General features: G+C 59.5%; 18 protein-coding genes. 15 read left to right on the forward strand and 3 right to left on the reverse strand.

Annotated features, from left to right (window positions below):
* The 3 genes from SOR61_RS05505 to SOR61_RS05515 all read right to left on the reverse strand — a co-directional run.
* Positions 1-1,820: heavy metal translocating P-type ATPase (locus SOR61_RS05505; protein WP_320611674.1), on the reverse strand; the 1,820-nt coding region annotated here is incomplete at its 3' end.
* A gap of 55 nt (positions 1,821-1,875) precedes the next feature.
* Entirely contained in the window at positions 1,876-2,148 is a 273-nt protein-coding gene (locus SOR61_RS05510; protein WP_320611675.1) for a DUF6110 family protein, read from the reverse strand.
* Between the two features lie 169 nt (positions 2,149-2,317).
* Positions 2,318-3,238, reverse strand: coding sequence for an AraC family transcriptional regulator (locus SOR61_RS05515; protein WP_320611676.1), 921 nt, complete (start codon positions 3,236-3,238; stop codon positions 2,318-2,320).
* Between the two features lie 334 nt (positions 3,239-3,572).
* Between SOR61_RS05515 and SOR61_RS05520 the strand changes: the two genes are divergently transcribed.
* From SOR61_RS05520 to SOR61_RS05590, 15 genes are all read left to right on the forward strand, one after another.
* Positions 3,573-3,968, forward strand: a complete 396-nt coding sequence (locus SOR61_RS05520; protein WP_320611677.1) for a transcriptional repressor — start codon at positions 3,573-3,575, stop codon at positions 3,966-3,968.
* Between the two features lie 29 nt (positions 3,969-3,997).
* Entirely contained in the window at positions 3,998-4,291 is a 294-nt protein-coding gene (locus SOR61_RS05525; RefSeq protein WP_320611678.1) for a hypothetical protein, read from the forward strand.
* Positions 4,292-4,418: 127 nt separating this feature from the next.
* Positions 4,419-5,516 carry a metal ABC transporter substrate-binding protein gene (locus SOR61_RS05530; RefSeq protein WP_320611679.1) on the forward strand — a complete coding sequence of 366 codons (1,098 nt, stop codon included), beginning with the start codon at positions 4,419-4,421 and terminating at the stop codon, positions 5,514-5,516.
* A gap of 15 nt (positions 5,517-5,531) precedes the next feature.
* Positions 5,532-6,254, forward strand: coding sequence for an ABC transporter ATP-binding protein (locus tag SOR61_RS05535; RefSeq protein ID WP_320611680.1), 723 nt, complete (start codon positions 5,532-5,534; stop codon positions 6,252-6,254).
* A complete protein-coding gene (locus SOR61_RS05540) occupies positions 6,238-7,083 on the forward strand; it encodes a metal ABC transporter permease (RefSeq protein ID WP_320611681.1) in 846 nt (281 codons plus the stop codon). The genes SOR61_RS05535 and SOR61_RS05540 overlap by 17 nt, the downstream gene beginning before the upstream one ends.
* Positions 7,084-7,089: 6 nt before the next feature.
* The gene (locus tag SOR61_RS05545) at positions 7,090-7,626 is read left to right on the forward strand and encodes a hypothetical protein (protein WP_320611682.1); all 537 of its coding nucleotides are present in this window, start codon (positions 7,090-7,092) and stop codon (positions 7,624-7,626) included.
* 123 nt (positions 7,627-7,749) lie between these two features.
* A complete protein-coding gene (zupT, locus tag SOR61_RS05550) occupies positions 7,750-8,547 on the forward strand; it encodes a zinc transporter ZupT (protein ID WP_320611690.1) in 798 nt (265 codons plus the stop codon).
* A 344-nt stretch (positions 8,548-8,891) separates the two neighbouring features.
* Entirely contained in the window at positions 8,892-9,455 is a 564-nt protein-coding gene (gene ahpC, locus SOR61_RS05555) for an alkyl hydroperoxide reductase subunit C (protein WP_320611683.1), read from the forward strand.
* A gap of 3 nt (positions 9,456-9,458) precedes the next feature.
* A complete protein-coding gene (locus SOR61_RS05560) occupies positions 9,459-11,081 on the forward strand; it encodes an FAD-dependent oxidoreductase (protein ID WP_320611684.1) in 1,623 nt (540 codons plus the stop codon).
* Between the two features lie 168 nt (positions 11,082-11,249).
* Positions 11,250-11,867 (forward strand): TetR/AcrR family transcriptional regulator, encoded by a 618-nt coding sequence (locus SOR61_RS05565; RefSeq protein WP_320611685.1) that lies wholly within the window; start codon positions 11,250-11,252, stop codon positions 11,865-11,867.
* 57 nt (positions 11,868-11,924) lie between these two features.
* Complete coding sequence (locus SOR61_RS05570) at positions 11,925-13,709, forward strand: ABC transporter ATP-binding protein (RefSeq protein ID WP_320611686.1); 1,785 nt, start codon at positions 11,925-11,927, stop codon at positions 13,707-13,709.
* Positions 13,706-15,463, forward strand: a complete 1,758-nt coding sequence (locus SOR61_RS05575) for an ABC transporter ATP-binding protein (RefSeq protein ID WP_320611687.1) — start codon at positions 13,706-13,708, stop codon at positions 15,461-15,463. Before SOR61_RS05570 ends, SOR61_RS05575 begins: the two co-directional genes overlap by 4 nt.
* 208 nt (positions 15,464-15,671) lie before the next feature.
* A complete protein-coding gene (locus SOR61_RS05580; protein ID WP_320611688.1) occupies positions 15,672-16,310 on the forward strand; it encodes a hypothetical protein in 639 nt (212 codons plus the stop codon).
* Between the two features lie 279 nt (positions 16,311-16,589).
* Positions 16,590-16,955 carry a hypothetical protein gene (locus SOR61_RS05585; protein WP_320611691.1) on the forward strand — a complete coding sequence of 122 codons (366 nt, stop codon included), beginning with the start codon at positions 16,590-16,592 and terminating at the stop codon, positions 16,953-16,955.
* Positions 16,956-17,359: 404 nt separating this feature from the next.
* On the forward strand, positions 17,360-18,019 hold a 660-nt coding region (locus tag SOR61_RS05590), incomplete at its 3' end, for a ParB/RepB/Spo0J family partition protein (RefSeq protein WP_320611689.1).

An 18,019-nucleotide genomic window follows, 5' to 3' on the forward strand; every position in this document is an offset into this window, starting at 1 on the left:
GTGGAGATGGCAATGCCGGCGTCCGCCTCGGAGAGGGCGGGAGAATCATTGACGCCGTCCCCCACCATGATAACGGTGTGTCCCTTTTCCTTTTCCTGACGGATAAAGGCGGCCTTGTCCTCTGGTAGGACCTCTGCGTAAACGGCGTCCACGCCCACCTCGGCGGCAACGGACTCCGCTGTGCGGCGGTTGTCGCCGGTCATCATCACCACATTGGTAAAGCCGCTCTCATGCAACGCTTTTACCGCGTCCTTGGCCTCCCGGCGCAGAGGATCGTGGATACAGATGACCGCCGCCAGCTCTCCGTCGATGCAGAGATACAGATGGGAATATGCGGCGGGCAGCGCGTCATATTTCTCCTGCTCTCCCTCCGGGATGCAGCAGCCCTCGTCCTCAAAGACAAAGTGGGCACTGCCGATGATGACCTTTTTATTTTCCACCATACTGGAAATGCCGTGGGCCACCACATACTGCACCTGAGAGTGATATTCCTCATGGGTAAGGCCCCGCCGCTTCGCCTCCTCCACCACGGCGTTGGCCATGGAGTGGGGATAGTGCTCCTCCAGACAGGCGGCGAGGCGGAGCATATCCGCTTCCCGGTGTCCGCCGAAGGGAACAATCTGCGCCACCTTCGGCGTGGCGTAGGTCAGTGTACCGGTCTTGTCGAACACAATGGTATCCGCCTTGGCCACAGCCTCAAGAAAACGCCCGCCCTTGACGGAAATGTGATGCCCGCTGCTCTCCCGCATGGCAGACAGCACCGCGACAGGGATTGCCAGCTTCAGCGCGCAGGAGAAGTCCACCATCAGCACGGACAGGGCCCGCGCCACGTTCCGGGTGAGGGCAAACCCCAGCAGGCTCCCTGCAAAGGTATAGGGCACCAGCCGATCCGCCAGATGGGCGGCCCTGCTTTCCGCCTCCGACTTCATCTGCTCCGACTGCTCGATCATGTGGACGATCTGATCATAGCGGCTCTGTCCGGAGGCCTGCTTCACCTCCAGCACACACTCGCCCTCCTCCACCACGGTCCCGGCATATACAGCGCCGCCGGGTCGCTTGGGCACCGGGATGGACTCCCCGGTGAGGGAGGCCTGATTGACGGTGGACTCTCCCTCCAGCACCAGGCCGTCTACGGGAATGATCCCACCGGCCCGGACGACCACGGCGTCCCCCGGCTGGATCTGGGACACAGGGACCAGCACTTCCCCCTGGACCGTGCGCAGCCAGACCCGATCCACATTCAGAGACATGCACCGGGCCAGGTCCGCCACAGACTTTTTCCTTGTCCACTCCTCCAGCAGCTCCCCTACCTCCAGCAGGAACATGACCATCCCGGCGGTGCCGAAATCCCTTCGGCAGACCGAAATGGAGATCGAAAGGGCGTCCAGCAGCTCGACCTTGATGCGGCGGCGGAACAGGCAGCCCAGCCCCCGCCGCACAAAGGGGATCATGTGCCAGAGAATGCGGGCAATGCGAAGGGGCGAGGGCAGAAACAGGGTACAGGCCGCCTTGCTAAGGACCTTCCCTACCAGTTTCTCCTCAAATTCCCGGTTCAGCGCCCGGCTGCTGTGTGCGGGCAGGGCGGTGGTCCGCTCTGCCTCCTGCCAGGAAAACCGCCGGAGCTCCTCCAGCACGCTCCGGCGCGCTCCGGTATAATACAGGATGACGCAGCAGGTGCGCTCATGCACTGCCACCTGCCGGCACCAAGCCTTTTCCTGGAACCACGCCTCCAGCAGATCTGCCTGAGCCAGCGTCATCCGCTTTTGCCCCAGCCGGAGACGGATGCGCCCCCGGCTTTCGTGCAATATGGTTGCGTTCATAGATCTCTCCTTCATGAAAAAGGGGGAGCCGCTGTACGGCTCCCTTTTGTCGATATCAGGCTTCTTCGTTCTCCAGATGGGCAGCGGCTGCTTTCTCCGCTTCCTGGGCCGCCCGGTCCTCATTCAGCTCCTTGGCAGAGGCCAGGATGTCTGCGGCGTTCTCCTGTACACTGGTGACCGTTCCCATAACCGAGTCTTTCACCCGCAGGCCGGCCGCTGTGGCATGGATGTAGGCCTTCTTGGCGTCTCTGCTGGACAGCAGCTTGACGCCAAAAGAGCCAAACAGCGTGCCGCCCACAAAGCAGGCCAGTTTCGTATAAACGCTCATTGGTGATCCTTCCTTTCCCTTATTTCCGTTTGTAACCAGTTACCATGACCATGAGCATGCAGATCACAGCTCCCCACGCCCAAAAACGATGCTGTTTCATCGGTGTCACTCCTTTGATCCCTTTGGAATGTCTCATAATTATAGCAGCAGCCAGGGCCGGTTGTCGCTGTTAAAACGGACGCCCAGTTACGGTTTCAGACATTTTTCTGTATTGGCCGGGGGGTATACCGTACTGCCGCTTGAAGGCCGTGTTGAACTGGCTCATCCCCTCATACCCCACCGACTGGGCGATCTGCTGAATGGGCATCCGGGTGGTGCAGATCAGCTCCCGGGCCCGCTGGAGCCGCTGCTGAATCAGAAAGCTGTGGACAGGTACGCCATAGGCCCGCCGAAACCCCTCTTTCAGAACCGTGGGAGAAAGGGAAAACTCCCTGCAAAGGGATGCAATGGTGAGCTTCTCAGACAGGTGCGCCTGGATATAGGCTCGGACGTCCAGGAACCTTTGGGATACCGGATGGTCCGGGCTGGAAGGCATGCCGTCCAAGGCGGGCGTATCCGCGCAGAGAAGATACAGCAGCTCCACAGATTTGAACACGCAGTAGCGCGCCTGTTCCTCCTCCGGCAGGCACCGAAGGGTCTCAAACACCGACTGTGCCCAGGGGATGCCGTGCAGGACCACGCAGCCGTTTCTCCCTGCCATTCGCTCCTTGACCAGCCCAATATCCAACGCCATGCCCAGAGCAGAGGAGACGGTCAGAAGGCTCTCCCTGGCAGCGTCAGCATCGATCTCCACCAGGATCCCCCCCAATTCTCCGTCCCACCGGCAGGAGACAGGGGCCGGGCTGCCAGAGAGCAGAAAGAGCCCCGGCGCCTCTGCCCCATAGGGCGTCCCCTCCAGCGGCTGGAGCGAGAGCCGGCCGGTCTGGCAGAAAAACACCTGAAACCGAACGGGCTTCCCCCTTACAGGAGCCTGCCGAAAGGAGGCCTGGCCCGGTCCCGGCAGGACAAACCGGCAGGTCCGGACCCCTGCTATCCTGCTGCTCCAGCGAGGAGACAGCCCACTTTGATTGAAAAGGGATTCGTTCAGCATAGGTTTCTCACGCCCTGTTCCTCCAGCGGCTCCCTCCCGATCTGCTGCGCACCGCCAAAAGACTGTTGGGCGCCAGATGAGCGAAAAAGAAGTTAGTGACCGCTAATGCATTGTCAAAAGAAAAGGCCAACCAGAAGTTAGCCTGCACTAATCAACAGGGTGATTATATACAGCCTCTACGGGATTGTCAAAGGAATATGACATCTTTCCCGGAGAAAATCAGGCTGCCCAATCCCACTCTCCCGCAGGCAGGGCTGACGATCAGCCTTGACACAGGCGCTGTAGGGTGGTATGCTGATTTGCAAATCATTCGCAAATTGAAGGAGGCGTGCGGGTGAAAAAGTATGATACCCGTCAGCGAGATCATCTCATCGCATTTCTGGCGGCACACCCCGACCAGCTGCTCTCTGCACGGCAGATCGCGCAGGGGCTCTGCCCCCAGCAGATCAGCCTCAGCGCAGTCTATCGCAACCTGGCACAGCTGGAGAAAGAAGGGCTGCTCCGCAAGTCGGTGAGACCAGGCAGCCGGGAGGCCTTCTATCAGTACCTGGGTGCACCGGAGTGCCATGCCCATCTGCATCTGTCCTGCACCCGCTGCGGAAAAACCTTCCACCTGGACGCAGAGCACACAGCACAGCTGGCCCGCACCATGGCAGACCTGGACGGATTTGATCTGGATCTCCTGAAGACCGTTTTATACGGCATCTGCCGGGACTGCCGCCGCACATAGCACCATTTCCGCAAAGGAGGGAGAAGACCATGGCCAACAGAACACGTTTTGCCGCCCTGGGCGGGGCCCTGCTGGCCTTCGCCCTGCTCTTCTCCGTCTTCTTTGTCGCCCTGGAGAGCGACCATGACTGCAGCGGCAAGGATTGCGCCATCTGCCATCAGATCCACGCCTGCCAAACGCTGCTGGAGCAGCTCTCCGCAACCCATCCGTCCTCCGTCAGAGGGGTCCTGCCCTGCCTCTTCGTCCTGCTTCTCCTCCTGCGGACGCAGCATATCTTTGCCCCGTCTTCGCCGGTTTTGTGGAAAGTAAAACTCCTGAATTAAACAGAACACCTTCACAAGGGGAATGGTCTGCCCAGCCGGGGCAGGCCCTCTTGGCGCGTGCCAGGCTACCCCTTGTATTTTTGCACCCATTTTTCAATTTCTGTATGAATTCGGAGGTTTTACTCACATGAAAAAAATCATTTCTATCGGTCTCTCCCTTGTGCTGGCCGCAGGGCTCCTGACCGGCTGCCAGACCCCATCCACCCCGGAAGCCAGCGGCGAAAAGCTGCGGATCGTCACCACCATCTTCCCGGAGTATGACTGGGTGCGGGAGATCTTGGGCAAGCAGGCTGACCACGTGGAGCTGACCATGCTGCTGGACGACGGCGTGGATCTCCACAGCTTCCAGCCCACCGCAGACGATATGGTGGCCATCGCCAACTGCGACCTCTTCCTCTACACGGGCGGAGAGTCGGACGCCTGGGTGAAAGATGCTCTGGCCAACGCCACCAACCCGGACCGGGTGACACTGAATCTCATGGAGGCGCTGGGCGACAGCGCAAAGGATGAGGTCATGGTCGAGGGGATGCAGGAGAGTGAACATCATCACCACCACGAGGAGGAAAAGCACGAGGATGCCCAGGACTCCCATGCAGACGAGACACACAAACATGAGGAGGACCATGCACACGAAGACGACCATGCGCATGAGGACGACCACGACCACGAAGAGGACCATGACCACGACCACAAGGATGAGCATATCTGGTTGTCCTTGAAGAACGCCGCCGTCCTCTGCCATGCCATCGCAGGCACCCTGGGCACCGTCGATCCCGACCATCAAAAGGAGTATGACGAAAACGCCGCCGCCTATATCCAGAAACTGAAGGACCTGGACGGGCAGTATCAGAAGGCCGTAGACGCCGCTCCCTCCCACACCCTGCTCTTTGCCGACCGGTTCCCCTTCCGGTATCTGACAGACGACTATGGACTCACCTACTATGCGGCCTTTTCCGGCTGCTCAGCAGAGACAGAGGCCAGCTTTGAGACCGTGGCCTTCCTGGCCGGCAAGGTCGACGAGCTGTCTTTGCCCTGTGTGCTGACCATCGAGGGCGCTACCCATCAGATCGCCCAGACCGTGGTGCGCAATACCCACGCCAAAAATCAGAAGATCCTGGTGATGAACTCCATGCAGTCGGTGACGGCTGCTGACGTAAAAGCGGGGGCCACCTACCTGGCCATCATGGCCAAAAACCTGGAGACCCTGAAAACCGCCCTGGGCTGACAGGAGTACCATGCCATGATCCAGATGAACTGCCAGGGCCTGTCCCTGGGCTATGATGTCCCCCTGGTGCGGGACCTGCGCTTTACCGTCAGCGCCGGCGACTACCTGTATATCCTGGGTGAAAACGGCGCCGGAAAATCCACCCTGATGAAAACCATCCTGGGCCTGCTGCCGCCGCTGGATGGACGGGTGACCCTGGGCGGCGGTGTGCGCGCCAACGAGATCGGATACCTGCCCCAGCAGACCCAGACCCAGCGGGATTTCCCCGCCACCGTCTGGGAGGTGGTCCTGTCCGGCTGCCAGAGCCGGTGCGGCCTGCGCCCCTTTTACACAAGGGCAGAAAAGGACCTGGCCCGGCAGTCCCTCCGGCGCATGGACATGGAACGACTCTCCAGGCGCTGCTATCGGGAACTGTCGGGAGGCCAGCAGCAGCGGGTGCTGCTGGCCCGGGCCCTGTGCGCCGCCCGGAAAATGCTGCTGCTGGACGAGCCGGTGGCCGGGCTGGACCCGGCGGCCAGCCGGGAGATGTATCAGGTCATCGACCGGCTGAACCAACAAGACGGCATGACCATCCTGATGATCTCTCATGATGCGCAGGCCGCCCTCCGCTGCGCCAGCCATATCCTGTATCTGGGCCGGCAGGTCTTTTTCGGGACCCGGGAGGCCTTTGTCCAGTCCGCCCCGGGACGCCGCTATCTGAGCGAGAGAGGGGGCGAAGACCATGGCCCCGCTGATTGAGAAACTCTCCCAATACTGGGCCTATCCCTTTGTCCGCTACGCCCTTGTGGTCGGGGTGCTGGTGGCTCTGTGCGCCTCCCTGCTGGGGGTGACCCTGGTCCTCAAGCGATTCTCCTTGATCGGAGACGGACTGTCCCACGTGGCTTTTGGCGCCATGTCCATCGCCTCGGTCCTGAACCTGACCAACGATATGCCCCTGGTCATGGTGGTCACCGTGCTGTGCGCCGTCCTGCTGCTGGGTGCGGGCCGTAAGGCCAGGATCAAAGGGGACGCCGCCATCGCCATGCTCTCTGTGGGGGCGCTGGCCCTGGGCTATCTCGTGGTGAATGTGTTTTCCTCCTCCACCAATCTGACAGGGGATGTCTGCACGACCCTCTTCGGCTCTACCTCCATCCTGACCCTTACCCAAACCCAGGTGCGGATGTGTGCGGTGCTTTCGGTGGCGGTGGTGCTCCTGTATCTTTTTTTCTACCACAAGATCTTCGCCGTCACTTTTGACGAGAGCTTCGCTTCGGCCACCGGGACCAGAGCAGAGGTCTATACCACCATCGTAGCGGTGGTCACGGCGGTGGTCATCGTCCTGGCCATGCACCTGGTGGGGTCTCTGCTGATCTCCGCCCTGGTGATCTTTCCGGCCATGTCCGCCATGCGCCTGTTCAAGAGTTTTCGAGCGGTTACCCTCTGCGCTGCCGCCCTCTCCGTGTCCTGCGCCGCCGTGGGCATCCTTACCTCCATCCTGGCCGGTACGCCGGTGGGGGCCACCATCGTCACCGTGCAGATCGCCCTCTTTGCCCTTTGCTCCCTTGTGGGATGGCTTGGAAGGAGATGATGACCTATGAAACGATATTTGCCCCTGTTTTTGGCTGCGGCCATCCTTCTGGCCTGCTCGGCCTGCGGCAAAAGCGAAGCCCCTGCGCAGCCCGCTCCCCCGCCCCCTCCCCCTGTTTCACAAAATCCCCAGAAAACAGAACCGCCGCCCCCGGAGGCGGCCCCGCCCGCAGACGGTGTGGATGTGGATCTCACCGTCCTCAGCAGCACCATGGTCTACGCCGAGGTATACAACATCATGATGGCGCCGGACCAGTATCTGGGAAAGATCATCCGGATGACCGGACTGTTTACGGTGTATCAGGACCCGGAGACCCAGGAGGTCTACTGCGGCGTGATCGTGCAGGACGCCACCGCCTGCTGCTCCCAGGGATTTGACATCATCATGCCGGAAGGTCTCTCCTATCCGGATGACTATCCCCCAGCTGAGACGGAGATAACCGTGCAGGGCGAACTCCAGGCCGATCGCTCCATGGAGGAAGAGGGGCTCCTCTTCCTCCAGCTGGAGAACGTCACCATTCTGTCCTCTGCGCACACGCCGTAGGCTGGCCGCAGCAGCCCTTGAGAGGACATCCCCAGATCGCTGTTGACATCCCATGGGACACGTGATAGAATCAACGTAGTTAGTATATGCTAACCAATTCAAAAAGAAGGGATCCTGAGAACCATTTCTGTTTTGCTTGCGTTTTTTCTCACGCTGCTGGCCGGGCTCAGCACCGGGATCGGCAGCTGCATCGCTTTTCTCTGCCGGCACACCAACCGAAAATTCCTGTCGGTCTCTCTGGGCTTTTCCGCCGGTGTCATGATCTATGTCTCAATGATCGAGATATTTGTCAAGGCGCAGGAGGCGCTGATCGCCGAAATGGGCGCGCGGGGCGGCAGCTGGGCAACCGTCGGGGCGTTTTTCGGCGGTATTCTGGTGATCGCCATCATCGATCAGCGGATCCCCTCCCCGGAAAATCCCCACGAGGTGAAGCGTATGGAGGACGCAGAAAAGGAGGCTGCCCAGTCAGGGCAGCTGATGCGCATGGGTGTTTTTACGGCCCTGGCCATTGCCATCCACAACTTCCCCGAGGGACTCGCCACATTCGTCTCTGCGCTGCAGGAACCCCGCGTGGCCATCCCCATCGTCGTGGCCATTGCCATCCATAACATCCCGGAAGGTATCGCCGTGTCCGTTCCCATCTACCAGGCCACCGGGTCCCGGCGGAAAGCCTTTTTCTGCTCCTTCCTCTCCGGGCTTGCGGAGCCCCTGGGGGCCCTGCTTGGCTGGTTGGTATTGCGCCCTGTTATGAGCGACATGGTCTTTGGCATGCTGTTTGCCGGAGTCGCCGGTATCATGGTGTTTATCTCCCTGGACGAACTCCTCCCGGCCGCCCGGGAATATGGGGAGCACCATCTGTCCATCTACGGTCTTATTGCCGGTATGGCAGTCATGGCCCTCAGCCTGCTGCTCTTTCTGTGACCCCAATCATCCCGATCATAGACGAGAAGGAGAGGGCCGGTATACGGCCCTCTCCTTCTTGCCCAAAACAGGAAAAACCGTAGGATACAGTATGGCCAGGAGACCAGATGTCTCTCTTTTTTTCTAAAAAATCTGCTCCGTCTTTGCCCGCAGGGGACAGCCATCATATGCCGTTCCGGCAGAGAGAAAAGCGCCTGCTCTCCCCTTCCCCTTTCTGCGTCCTGTTTTACCGGGCAAGGAAAATCTGTCCGATTTTTATCTTGACGGCAGGCCCTGCTGGCGGTATAATCACGCAGTAGTTAGCCAGCGCTAACTAAATAGATTTGGAATGGAGGTACGATCCTATGTCCCTGATTCAGAAAGAAATCGCCGATTTTACCGTTCAGTGCTACCAGAACGACGCCTTCCGCACCGTCAGCAAGGCAGACGTGCTGGGTAAGTGGAGCGTGTTTTTCTTCTATCCCGCCGACTTCACCTTTGTCTGCCCCACAGAGCTGGAAGACCTGGCCAATCTCTATGAGAAGTTCCAGGCCGTTGGCTACGAGATCTACGCCGTCTCCTGCGATACCCATTTCGTCCACAAAGCCTGGCACGATGCCTCTGAGCGCATCCAGAAGATCCGGTATCCCATGCTGGCCGACCCCACCCATTGCCTGTGCAAGGATTTTGAGGTCTACATCGAAGCCGATGGCCTGGCAGAGCGGGGCAGCTTCATCGTAAGCCCGCAGGGCAAGATCGTCGCCTATGAGGTCAACGCCGGCAACGTGGGACGCAACGCCGACGAGCTGCTGCGAAAGGTGCAGGCCTGCCAGTTCGTGGCAGAGCACGGAGACGAGGTTTGCCCGGCCAAGTGGCAGCCCGGTGCCGAGACCCTGAAGCCCAGCCTGGACCTGGTGGGGCAGCTGTAAGCCATGGATAAAATGGAACATCTCTATGACGTTGTCGTCATTGGCGGCGGGCCGGCGGGACTGACCGCCGCCCTCTACCTGGCCCGCGCCCGCTATCGGGTGGTGGTGGTGGAGCAGGGACGCTTCGGCGGACAGATCACCATCACCTCGGAGGTGGTGAACTACCCCGGCGTGGAGCGAACCAGCGGCGCAGAACTGACCGAGACCATGCGCCGACAGGCCGAAGGCTTCGGCGCGGAATTCCTGCTGGCAGAAGTCACCGGGCTGGACCTGGAGGGGGATGTGAAGACCGTCCGTACCAGCCGCGGGACACTGCGCTGCTTCGGCGTGCTGCTGGCCACCGGCGCCCACCCCCGCATGGTAGGCTTCCAGGGAGAGGAACAGTTCCGGGGCCGGGGCGTGGCCTACTGCGCCACCTGCGACGGAGAGTTTTTTAGCGGCAAGGATATTTTTGTGGTGGGCGGCGGCTTTGCCGCCGTGGAGGAGAGCGTATTTCTCACCAAGTACGCCCGGCATGTGACCATCCTTGTCCGGGGAGAGGACTTCACCTGCGCCCAGACCACAGCGGACGCCGCCCGGAACCATGCCCACATCACCGTTCTCACCAACACGGTGGTGGAAGAGGTCACCGGGGATACTGCGCTTCGCACGATCCGGATGCGCAATACCAAGACCGGACAGGAGACAGAGCACCGGGCAGCAGACGGCGAGACCTTCGGTGTGTTCGTCTTCGCCGGCTATGAACCGGCCACCGAGCTGGTCCGCGGCCTGGCCGAGCTGGACGAACAGGGCTATATCCTGACCGACCGCAGCCAGAAGACCACGGCCTCTGGCCTGTATGCCGCCGGGGATGTGTGCGTCAAACCCCTGCGCCAGGTGGTCACCGCCGTGGGCGACGGCGCCCTGGCCGCCACCGAACTGGAGCGGCTGTGCGCCGCTATGCAAAACAAAACAGGCCTGCACCCCCAGCCGCCCCGCAGCCGGACGCCGGGACCGGAGTTCCCGACAGAGACGGAAGAGGGACTCTTTACCAGAGAGATGCTCTCCCAGCTCCATGGGGTATTCGACCGGATGACCTCCCCCCTGGTCTTGCGGCTCTGCCTGGACGACACCCCTCTCTCCGCCGAGCTGGAGCGCTATATGAAGGCCCTGGCCGCCCAGAGCGACAAGCTCTCCGTAGAGAAGGGCGACTCCTCTCAGGTCCCGCACCTTCCCTGCGTCCAGGTCTGCCGGGCTGACGGCAGCTGGACAGGCCTTGCTTTTCACGGGGTCCCCGGCGGCCATGAGTTCACCGCCTTTGTGCTGGGGCTCTACAACGCAGCCGGGCCGGGACAAACGCTGGACGAGGAGACCGAGGAGGCGATCCGGGCGATCCAGCAGCCGGTGGATCTTCAGGTCCTGGTGTCTCTCTCCTGCACCATGTGCCCGGAGCTGGTGACGGCAGCCCAGCGCCTGGCTGCGGCCCATCCCCATATCTCCGCACAGGTGTACGATCTGAACCACTTCCCCGACCTGCAGGAGCAGTACCAGGTGATGAGCGTGCCCTGCCTGGTGGTCAACGACGGGGCTCAGATCTCCTTTGGAAAAAAGAACATCCGCCAACTCCTGGAGCTGCTGACGCCATAAGCGCCAGACGCGCCGCACTGTTCGTGCGGCGCGTTTTTTTCCGCTTTGTCATCTTGGCATATCCCAGATATTCTTGTGCAATTTTTTATTCATCGGCTCTTGACAAACGCAGGCATTCGTTCTATTATAACGGTGTTATATATAACACTGTTATGTTGAGGTGCAGAGATGGAAGAAAAGTCCACCGCCACGCTGGCCAGGATCCAGCAGGCCGCCATGGAAGAGTTCTCGGAAAAGGGCTTTCTGGGTGCTTCCCTGCGAAAGATCGTGAAGCAGGCCGGCGTCACTACGGGTGCGCTCTACGGTTATTTCTCCAGCAAGGAAGCACTCTTTGCCTCCATCGTGGAACCCCACGCCGCCGCCTTGATGGGGCGGTTTATGGAGGCACAGACCTCCTTCGCCGAACTGCCGGAGGAGGTGCAGCCGGAACACATGAGCCTGGAGTCCAGCCAGTATCTCCGCTGGATGGTGGACTATATCTGCGACCATCGGGAACCGGTGAAGCTGCTCCTGTGCAAGGCGGAGGGCACCAGCTACGAGCACTTTGTCCATCACATGGTGGAGATCGAGGTGGAGTATACGCTCCGCTACCTGGAGGTGCTGGGCCGCCTGGGGCATGCATCCCCCGCCCTGGATCAGCAGCTGTGCCACATCATCGCCAGCGGAATGTTCAACGGCATCTTTGAAATCGTTGTCCACGATATGCCAAAGGCGCAGGCTGTGCGCTATGTGGGGCAGCTGCAGGAGTTTTACACTGCCGGATGGCTGAAATTGGTAGGGGCCTGACCCCTATCTTTTTTAAAGTATAGTTAGCCTATGCTAACCAAATAAGGAGGGATCTCTTTGAAAAGCAAACAGAAACACAGTCTGCGTCTCATCCTCCAATACGCCGGGGGATACAGAAAGCTGACTGCCTTGGGCTGCCTGCTCTCTGCACTCTCTGCGGTGCTGGGACTCATCCCCTATGTGTGTGTCTGGCTGGCAGCCCGCACCGTACTCACCGGCTGGCCGGCTCTGGCCGGCGCCGGAAAGCTGGAGCATTGGGGCTGGATGGCGGTGTGGTTCGCCGTGGGCAGCATCGCCCTCTATTTCGCAGCGCTGATGTGCACCCACATCGCAGCGTTCCGGACGGCCCGCAACATCCGGAAAGCCGCCATGTCCCATGTGCTCACACTGCCCCTGGGATTTTTCACCGACCAACAGTCCGGCCGCCTGCGCAAGCGCATCGATGACAACGCCGGGCTGACAGAGGACCTGCTGGCACACAAGCTGCCGGATCTGGCCGCCACCGCTGTGACCCCCATTGCCGCTGTCGGGATGCTGTTTCTCTTTGACTGGAGAATGGGCCTTCTCTGCCTGCTGACCATGGCGCTGGCCCTGGTCAGTATGTGCATGATGATGAGCGGCAAAAACGCCGGCTTTTTCCACCGCTACCAGCAGGAGATCGAGCGGATGAGCGGCGAAGCGGTGGAGTATGTGCGGGGCATCCCGGTGGTCAAGATGTTCCAGCAGACGGTCTACTCCTTCAAGGCCTTTTACACCGCCATTCAGGACTACAGCGATCTGGCCAGCCAATATGCCATGCATTGTCACCTGGGTCAGACCTGCTTCCTCACCTCCATCAACGGCACTTTTGTCCTGCTGATCCCAGTATCGCTGCTGTTGGCCTCGGCAGGCGATGTCCGCCTTGTGCTGGTCAACTTCATCTTCTATGCCCTCTTCGCCCCTGCCTGCGGAGCCATGATCAACCGCATCATGTACATGGGAGAAGCGGTCCTGGAGGCCAACGAGGCGGTGGATCGTCTGGAAGACCTCTTCGGGCAGGAACCCATGAAAGAACCTGGAGCCAAAAAACAGCCCAGGAGCGCAGAGGTGGTTTTTGACCATGTGACCTTCACCTATCCCGGCGCACAGCGGCCCGCCCTGAAGGATGTGAGCTTCACGGTTCATCCCGGTCAGCTGGTGGCGCTGGTGGGCCCCTCCGGCGGAGGGAAGACCACCGCTGCCAGCCTGATCCCCCGGTTCTGGGACGTGGACCAGGGCCGCATCCTGGTGGGGGGCACCGATGTGCGGGAGCTGGACAGCCAGGCGCTGATGCGCCAGGTGGCCTTTGTCTTCCAGGATACCCGACTCTTTAAGCAGAGCCTTCTGGAGAACATCCGGGCAGCCCGTCCGGACGCCACTCGGGAAGAGGTGCTGGCCGCAGCCCACGCTGCCCAGTGCGATGACATCCTTCAAAAGCTGCCGGATGGTCTGGATACGGTGGTAGGCGCCAAAGGGGGATATCTCTCCGGCGGCGAGGCCCAGCGCATCGCCCTGGCCCGGGCGATCTTAAAGGACGCTCCCATCGTGGTGCTGGATGAAGCCACGGCATTTGCCGACCCTGAGAACGAATGGCAGATCCAAAAGGCCCTCACAGCCCTGACCCGCGGCAAAACCGTTCTGATGATCGCCCACCGGTTGTCCACCGTACAGAACGCAGACACCATTTTTGTGCTGGACCGGGGAACCATTGCAGAGCAAGGGAGCCACACCCAGCTTCTGGAACAGAATGGCATCTATGGAGCCATGTGGGCGGACTATCAGCGCAGCGCCCGGTGGCAGGTGGGAAAGGAGGCCCTCGTATGACAAAGAAATTACAGCACTGGTTCGCCCTCAGCGAAAAAGGGGCGAAAGACCTCATAAAAGCTGTGTTCTGGTGCTTTGTCTGCAACCTGAGCCTGATGCTCCCTGTGGGGGTGGTGATGTTCACCATCCAGCATCTGCTGGACGCACTGGCCGGGGGCGGCAGCCCCACGGAGAGGTTCGCCCTCTATGCAGGAGGCGGACTGGCCGTCCTTCTCCTGCTGTTCGTACTGCACTGGTTCCAATACACCGCCCTGTATCTGGCGACCTATCAGGAGAGCGCCAGCCGGCGGGTGAGTCTGGCGGAGATCCTGCGCAAGCTCCCCCTGAGCTTTTTCGGGAAACGGGACCTGAGCGACCTGACCTCCACCATGATCTCCGACTGCTCCTCCCTGGACCAGATGTTTTCCCATTATATCCCCCAGCTGTTTGCCTCCGTTCTGTCCACCCTGGTCATCGGCGTGTGCATGTTCTGCTGTGACTGGAGAATGGCAGTCGCTGTGCTTTGGGTGGTGCCGGTGGCGGTGATCCTGACAGCAGGTTCCAAACGGATCCAGGATGCCTTCGGCAGAAAGAACATCCTGAACAAACGGGCTGTGGCCGACTGCATCCAGGAAGGACTGGAAACCATCCGGGACATCAAGGCCTGCGGCCGCCAGGAGGCATACAAGGCCGAGCTGGAGGAAAAGCTGAAGGCCATGGAGCGGGGATCGATCCGCTCGGAACTTGCCACCGGGGTGTTCGTCTGCTCTGCCCAGGCCTTTCTGCGGCTGGGCTTTGCCACCACGGTGCTCACCGGCGGGGCGCTTCTGCTCTCCGGATCCCTTTCATTCCTGTATTTTCTGGGGTTCCTCTTTGCTGCCGCGCGGCTGTATGATCCCCTGAGCATGGTCCTGCAGAACATCGCCGCGACTTTCAGCGCCAAACTGCAGATCGAACGGATGCGCTCCAGTCTGGAGCAGCCGGTACAGGAGGGCACCGAGACCTTCCAGCCGCAGAACTATGACATCGTCTTTGACCATGTGTCCTTCGCCTATCGGGAGGGCGTGGACGTTTTGAACGACGTGAGCTTTACCGCCCGCCAGGGAGAGGTCACCGCCCTCATCGGTCCCTCGGGCGGAGGCAAGTCCACCGCCTGCAAACTGGCTGCCCGTTTTTGGGACGTCAACAGCGGCAGGGTCACCCTGGGCGGCACGGATGTATCCAGCGTGGACCCGGAAACCTTGCTGACCTCCTATTCCATGGTGTTTCAGGATGTGATGCTGTTCCGGGATACCGTGAAGGAGAATATCCGCCTGGGCCGCCGGGACGCCTCGGATGAAGAGGTGATGGAGGCCGCCAGAGCCGCCCAGTGCGACGGGTTTATTCAGCAGCTGCCCCAGGGATATGAAACGGTGATCGGCGAGAACGGCGCCACCCTCTCCGGCGGGGAGCGCCAGCGGATCTCCATCGCCCGGGCTCTGCTGAAAAACGCGCCGGTGGTCCTGCTGGACGAGGCCACTGCCAGTCTGGATGTGGAGAACGAGAGCGCTGTGCAGCTGGCCCTCTCCCATTTGCTGCGGGGAAAGACCGTCCTGGTCATCGCCCACCGGATGCGCACCGTGGCCGGGGCCGATCATATCGTCGTCCTGGAAAACGGCCGTGTGGCCCAGCAGGGCACACCAGAGGAGCTGATGGCGCAAGGAGGGCTGTACCGGCATATGGTGGAGCTGCAAAACCAGAGCGCCCAGTGGCAGGTGAACGAGACAAGACCATAACGCTCTCCCCAGTTCGGACCAGGCCAGGCTTCCTGGGGAAAACAGCAGCTGCCCTCTGCTCAGTCCGCGGCTTGAGCATGGGGCAGGCAACAAAAGGAGGCCATTTGCCTCCGTGGCTTAAGAAAACTTAAGAAAAGATTGATCCTCCTCCTGTGTTCTCTGTGATATAATCTCAGAACCGAATCAGAACATAGCCGGAGGGCAGGATATGAAACGCATTCTCACCAATGGGATCACCGATCTTCAGCCATTGCAGGGCAGCTGCGCATGGTACTGGGGCACCGACTATACCAGCGGAGACTTATATGAGGCGGAGGAACTGTTTCGCAGCGGCCATCCCATCCGGAAAAACCGGCTGATCCTGGTCCGGCACCCGGAAGGCACGGTTTATGAGCCGGTATGCACAAAGCCGGGGCAGTACCTGGGCAGGCCGGTGTATCACGACGGGCGAGTGGTCCTGCTGCTGGTGGATTTTCCAAAGGAAGAGATCTGTATTTTGACCTTCCATGAAGCAGAGAAAACAACGGCAGCGCTGGCGGTATTGCCCCTCTCCATCGCAAAAGACTTCTACAATCTCATGCTGGAGACCCCACCTCTCATGCTGACCCGGTCAGCCCATGACAACAAGTTGCAAATTTTCTGGCCGGAGCGCCGGGACTTTGCGGTGGAGGACAACGAGTGTTTTGCCTTTCGGGAAGAAAACAGGCTGTATACTTCCGTTTGGTATGAGGACCCGGACTACCGGGAGGAAGTTCTGGTGCGGGATTATGATACCGGAGAAGTGTTGGAACGGGTGCCGGGGAGTCTTCGCCCCATGCCCGACGGCCAGACCTGGATCTTGATATAAGGTGGGGGATTCCATGTGGTTTGAGGTTTTACTTCAAAGATGTACCGATGCCATGCAGTCAGCACGGATTTCCGGCCCTGTCCGGATCCTATGTATCGTGCTCATATCCCTTCTGTTTTGGATCGGCATGATCAGTCTCTTTCTTCTGACCTTTGTAATAGAAGGACAAAGTTTTCTCCGAAGAGTGGGCTTTCTTCTGTTGGGGCTCGGCATTCTTGGCTATTATCTGCAATTCTTGAAAACTGTCACAGGTAAAAGGAAGGGTGGTAAAAAATCGTGATGAAACCGGACATGGAAAAAACAAGGGCCTATTACAGTGATCTTGCCCCTGAAACCATCTGTGATTGCGCCTACTGCCGGAACTACTGCGCCAGGGTCAAAGCAGCCTATCCAGAGGTGGCACTCTATCTGGAATCTCTGGGGGCGGATATCGAAAAGCCCTTTGAGACCTCTCCGCTGGAGCCGGACGAGAACGGACATCTGGAGTACTGCGCCTGTCAGTATGTGGTCTTTGGCAGCTGCCCGGAGGACTTTGCTCACCAGCTCGGGGATGTGACCGTTGGTCCCTCCCACTGCCATCCCAGCACGAAAATCGACGAGCCCCACTTTGTGCTCACGCTATCTCCCATCAAATTATTGCGCTAAAGCGGAAACAGTTACAAAAACGCCGTGAAATCAATGATTTCACGGCGTTTTCTGGTGGACCTGAACGGGATCGAACCGTCGACCTCTCGGATGCGAACCGAACGCTCTCCCACGCGGGCCAGTTTTAGCTAACTTCAAACACAAGCAAAAGGTTTGAAAGATGCTGAAACTGGCCCGCTTTTTTCGTTTTTAGCACCTTCCAGCAAGACTACTCACAAAGTATCACATTTTGATCGCAAGAAGTCAATACGAAATGTGAATCGCTTGGTCCCTACGCGTGCCACATCGCAATCATTGAGCATAATATGCGAACGGTATCCGTATCGTTGTGTTTGCATCCCAAAACTCAAATTGACCCAAAGGAGTTGATGAAAATCAGCTCCTTTTTTCTTGGAGGTGAACAAATGGCAAGAGCTAAACCAATAGATCATATTGTTGAGCTTCCTTTATCGGAACTGCACGACTTTCCCGATCATCCCTTTAAGGTACGGGACGATGAAGCTATGCAAGAAACGACGGAGAGCATCAAGCGGTATGGAGTGCTTGTCCCCGCTATCATCCGTCCCCGCGAGGATGGCGGATATGAGATTATCGCCGGACACCGCCGAAAGCACGGCAGCGAATTAGCCGGCCTTAAGACAATGCCCTGTATCATCCGTGAAATGGACAACGCAACTGCTACCATTCTCATGGTGGACAGCAATATCCAGCGGGAGAATATCCTTCCCAGCGAGCGGGCGCAGGCGTACAAAATGAAGCTGGAAGCCATACGCAGGAAAGCCGGCAGGCCGACAAAAGAGGCCACGCAAGCGGCGCAGGATAATTCGCCGCAACTTGCGGCGAATTTCCGCGCGGATGACGAAGTGGCAAAGGATGCCGGGATCAGCGGCGATACGGTACGACGCTATATCCGGCTTACAGAGCTTGCCCCGGAGCTTCAGCAAATGGTAGATGATAAGAAAATCGGTATGACCCCCGCCGTTGAGATTTCCTATCTCAAACCGGAGGAGCAGAAAATGCTCCTGACGGCCATAGACAGCGAACAGGCCACACCGTCGCTTTCA

The organism is Evtepia sp. (assembly GCF_034090835.1).
Lineage (GTDB): Bacteria > Bacillota > Clostridia > Oscillospirales > Oscillospiraceae > Evtepia.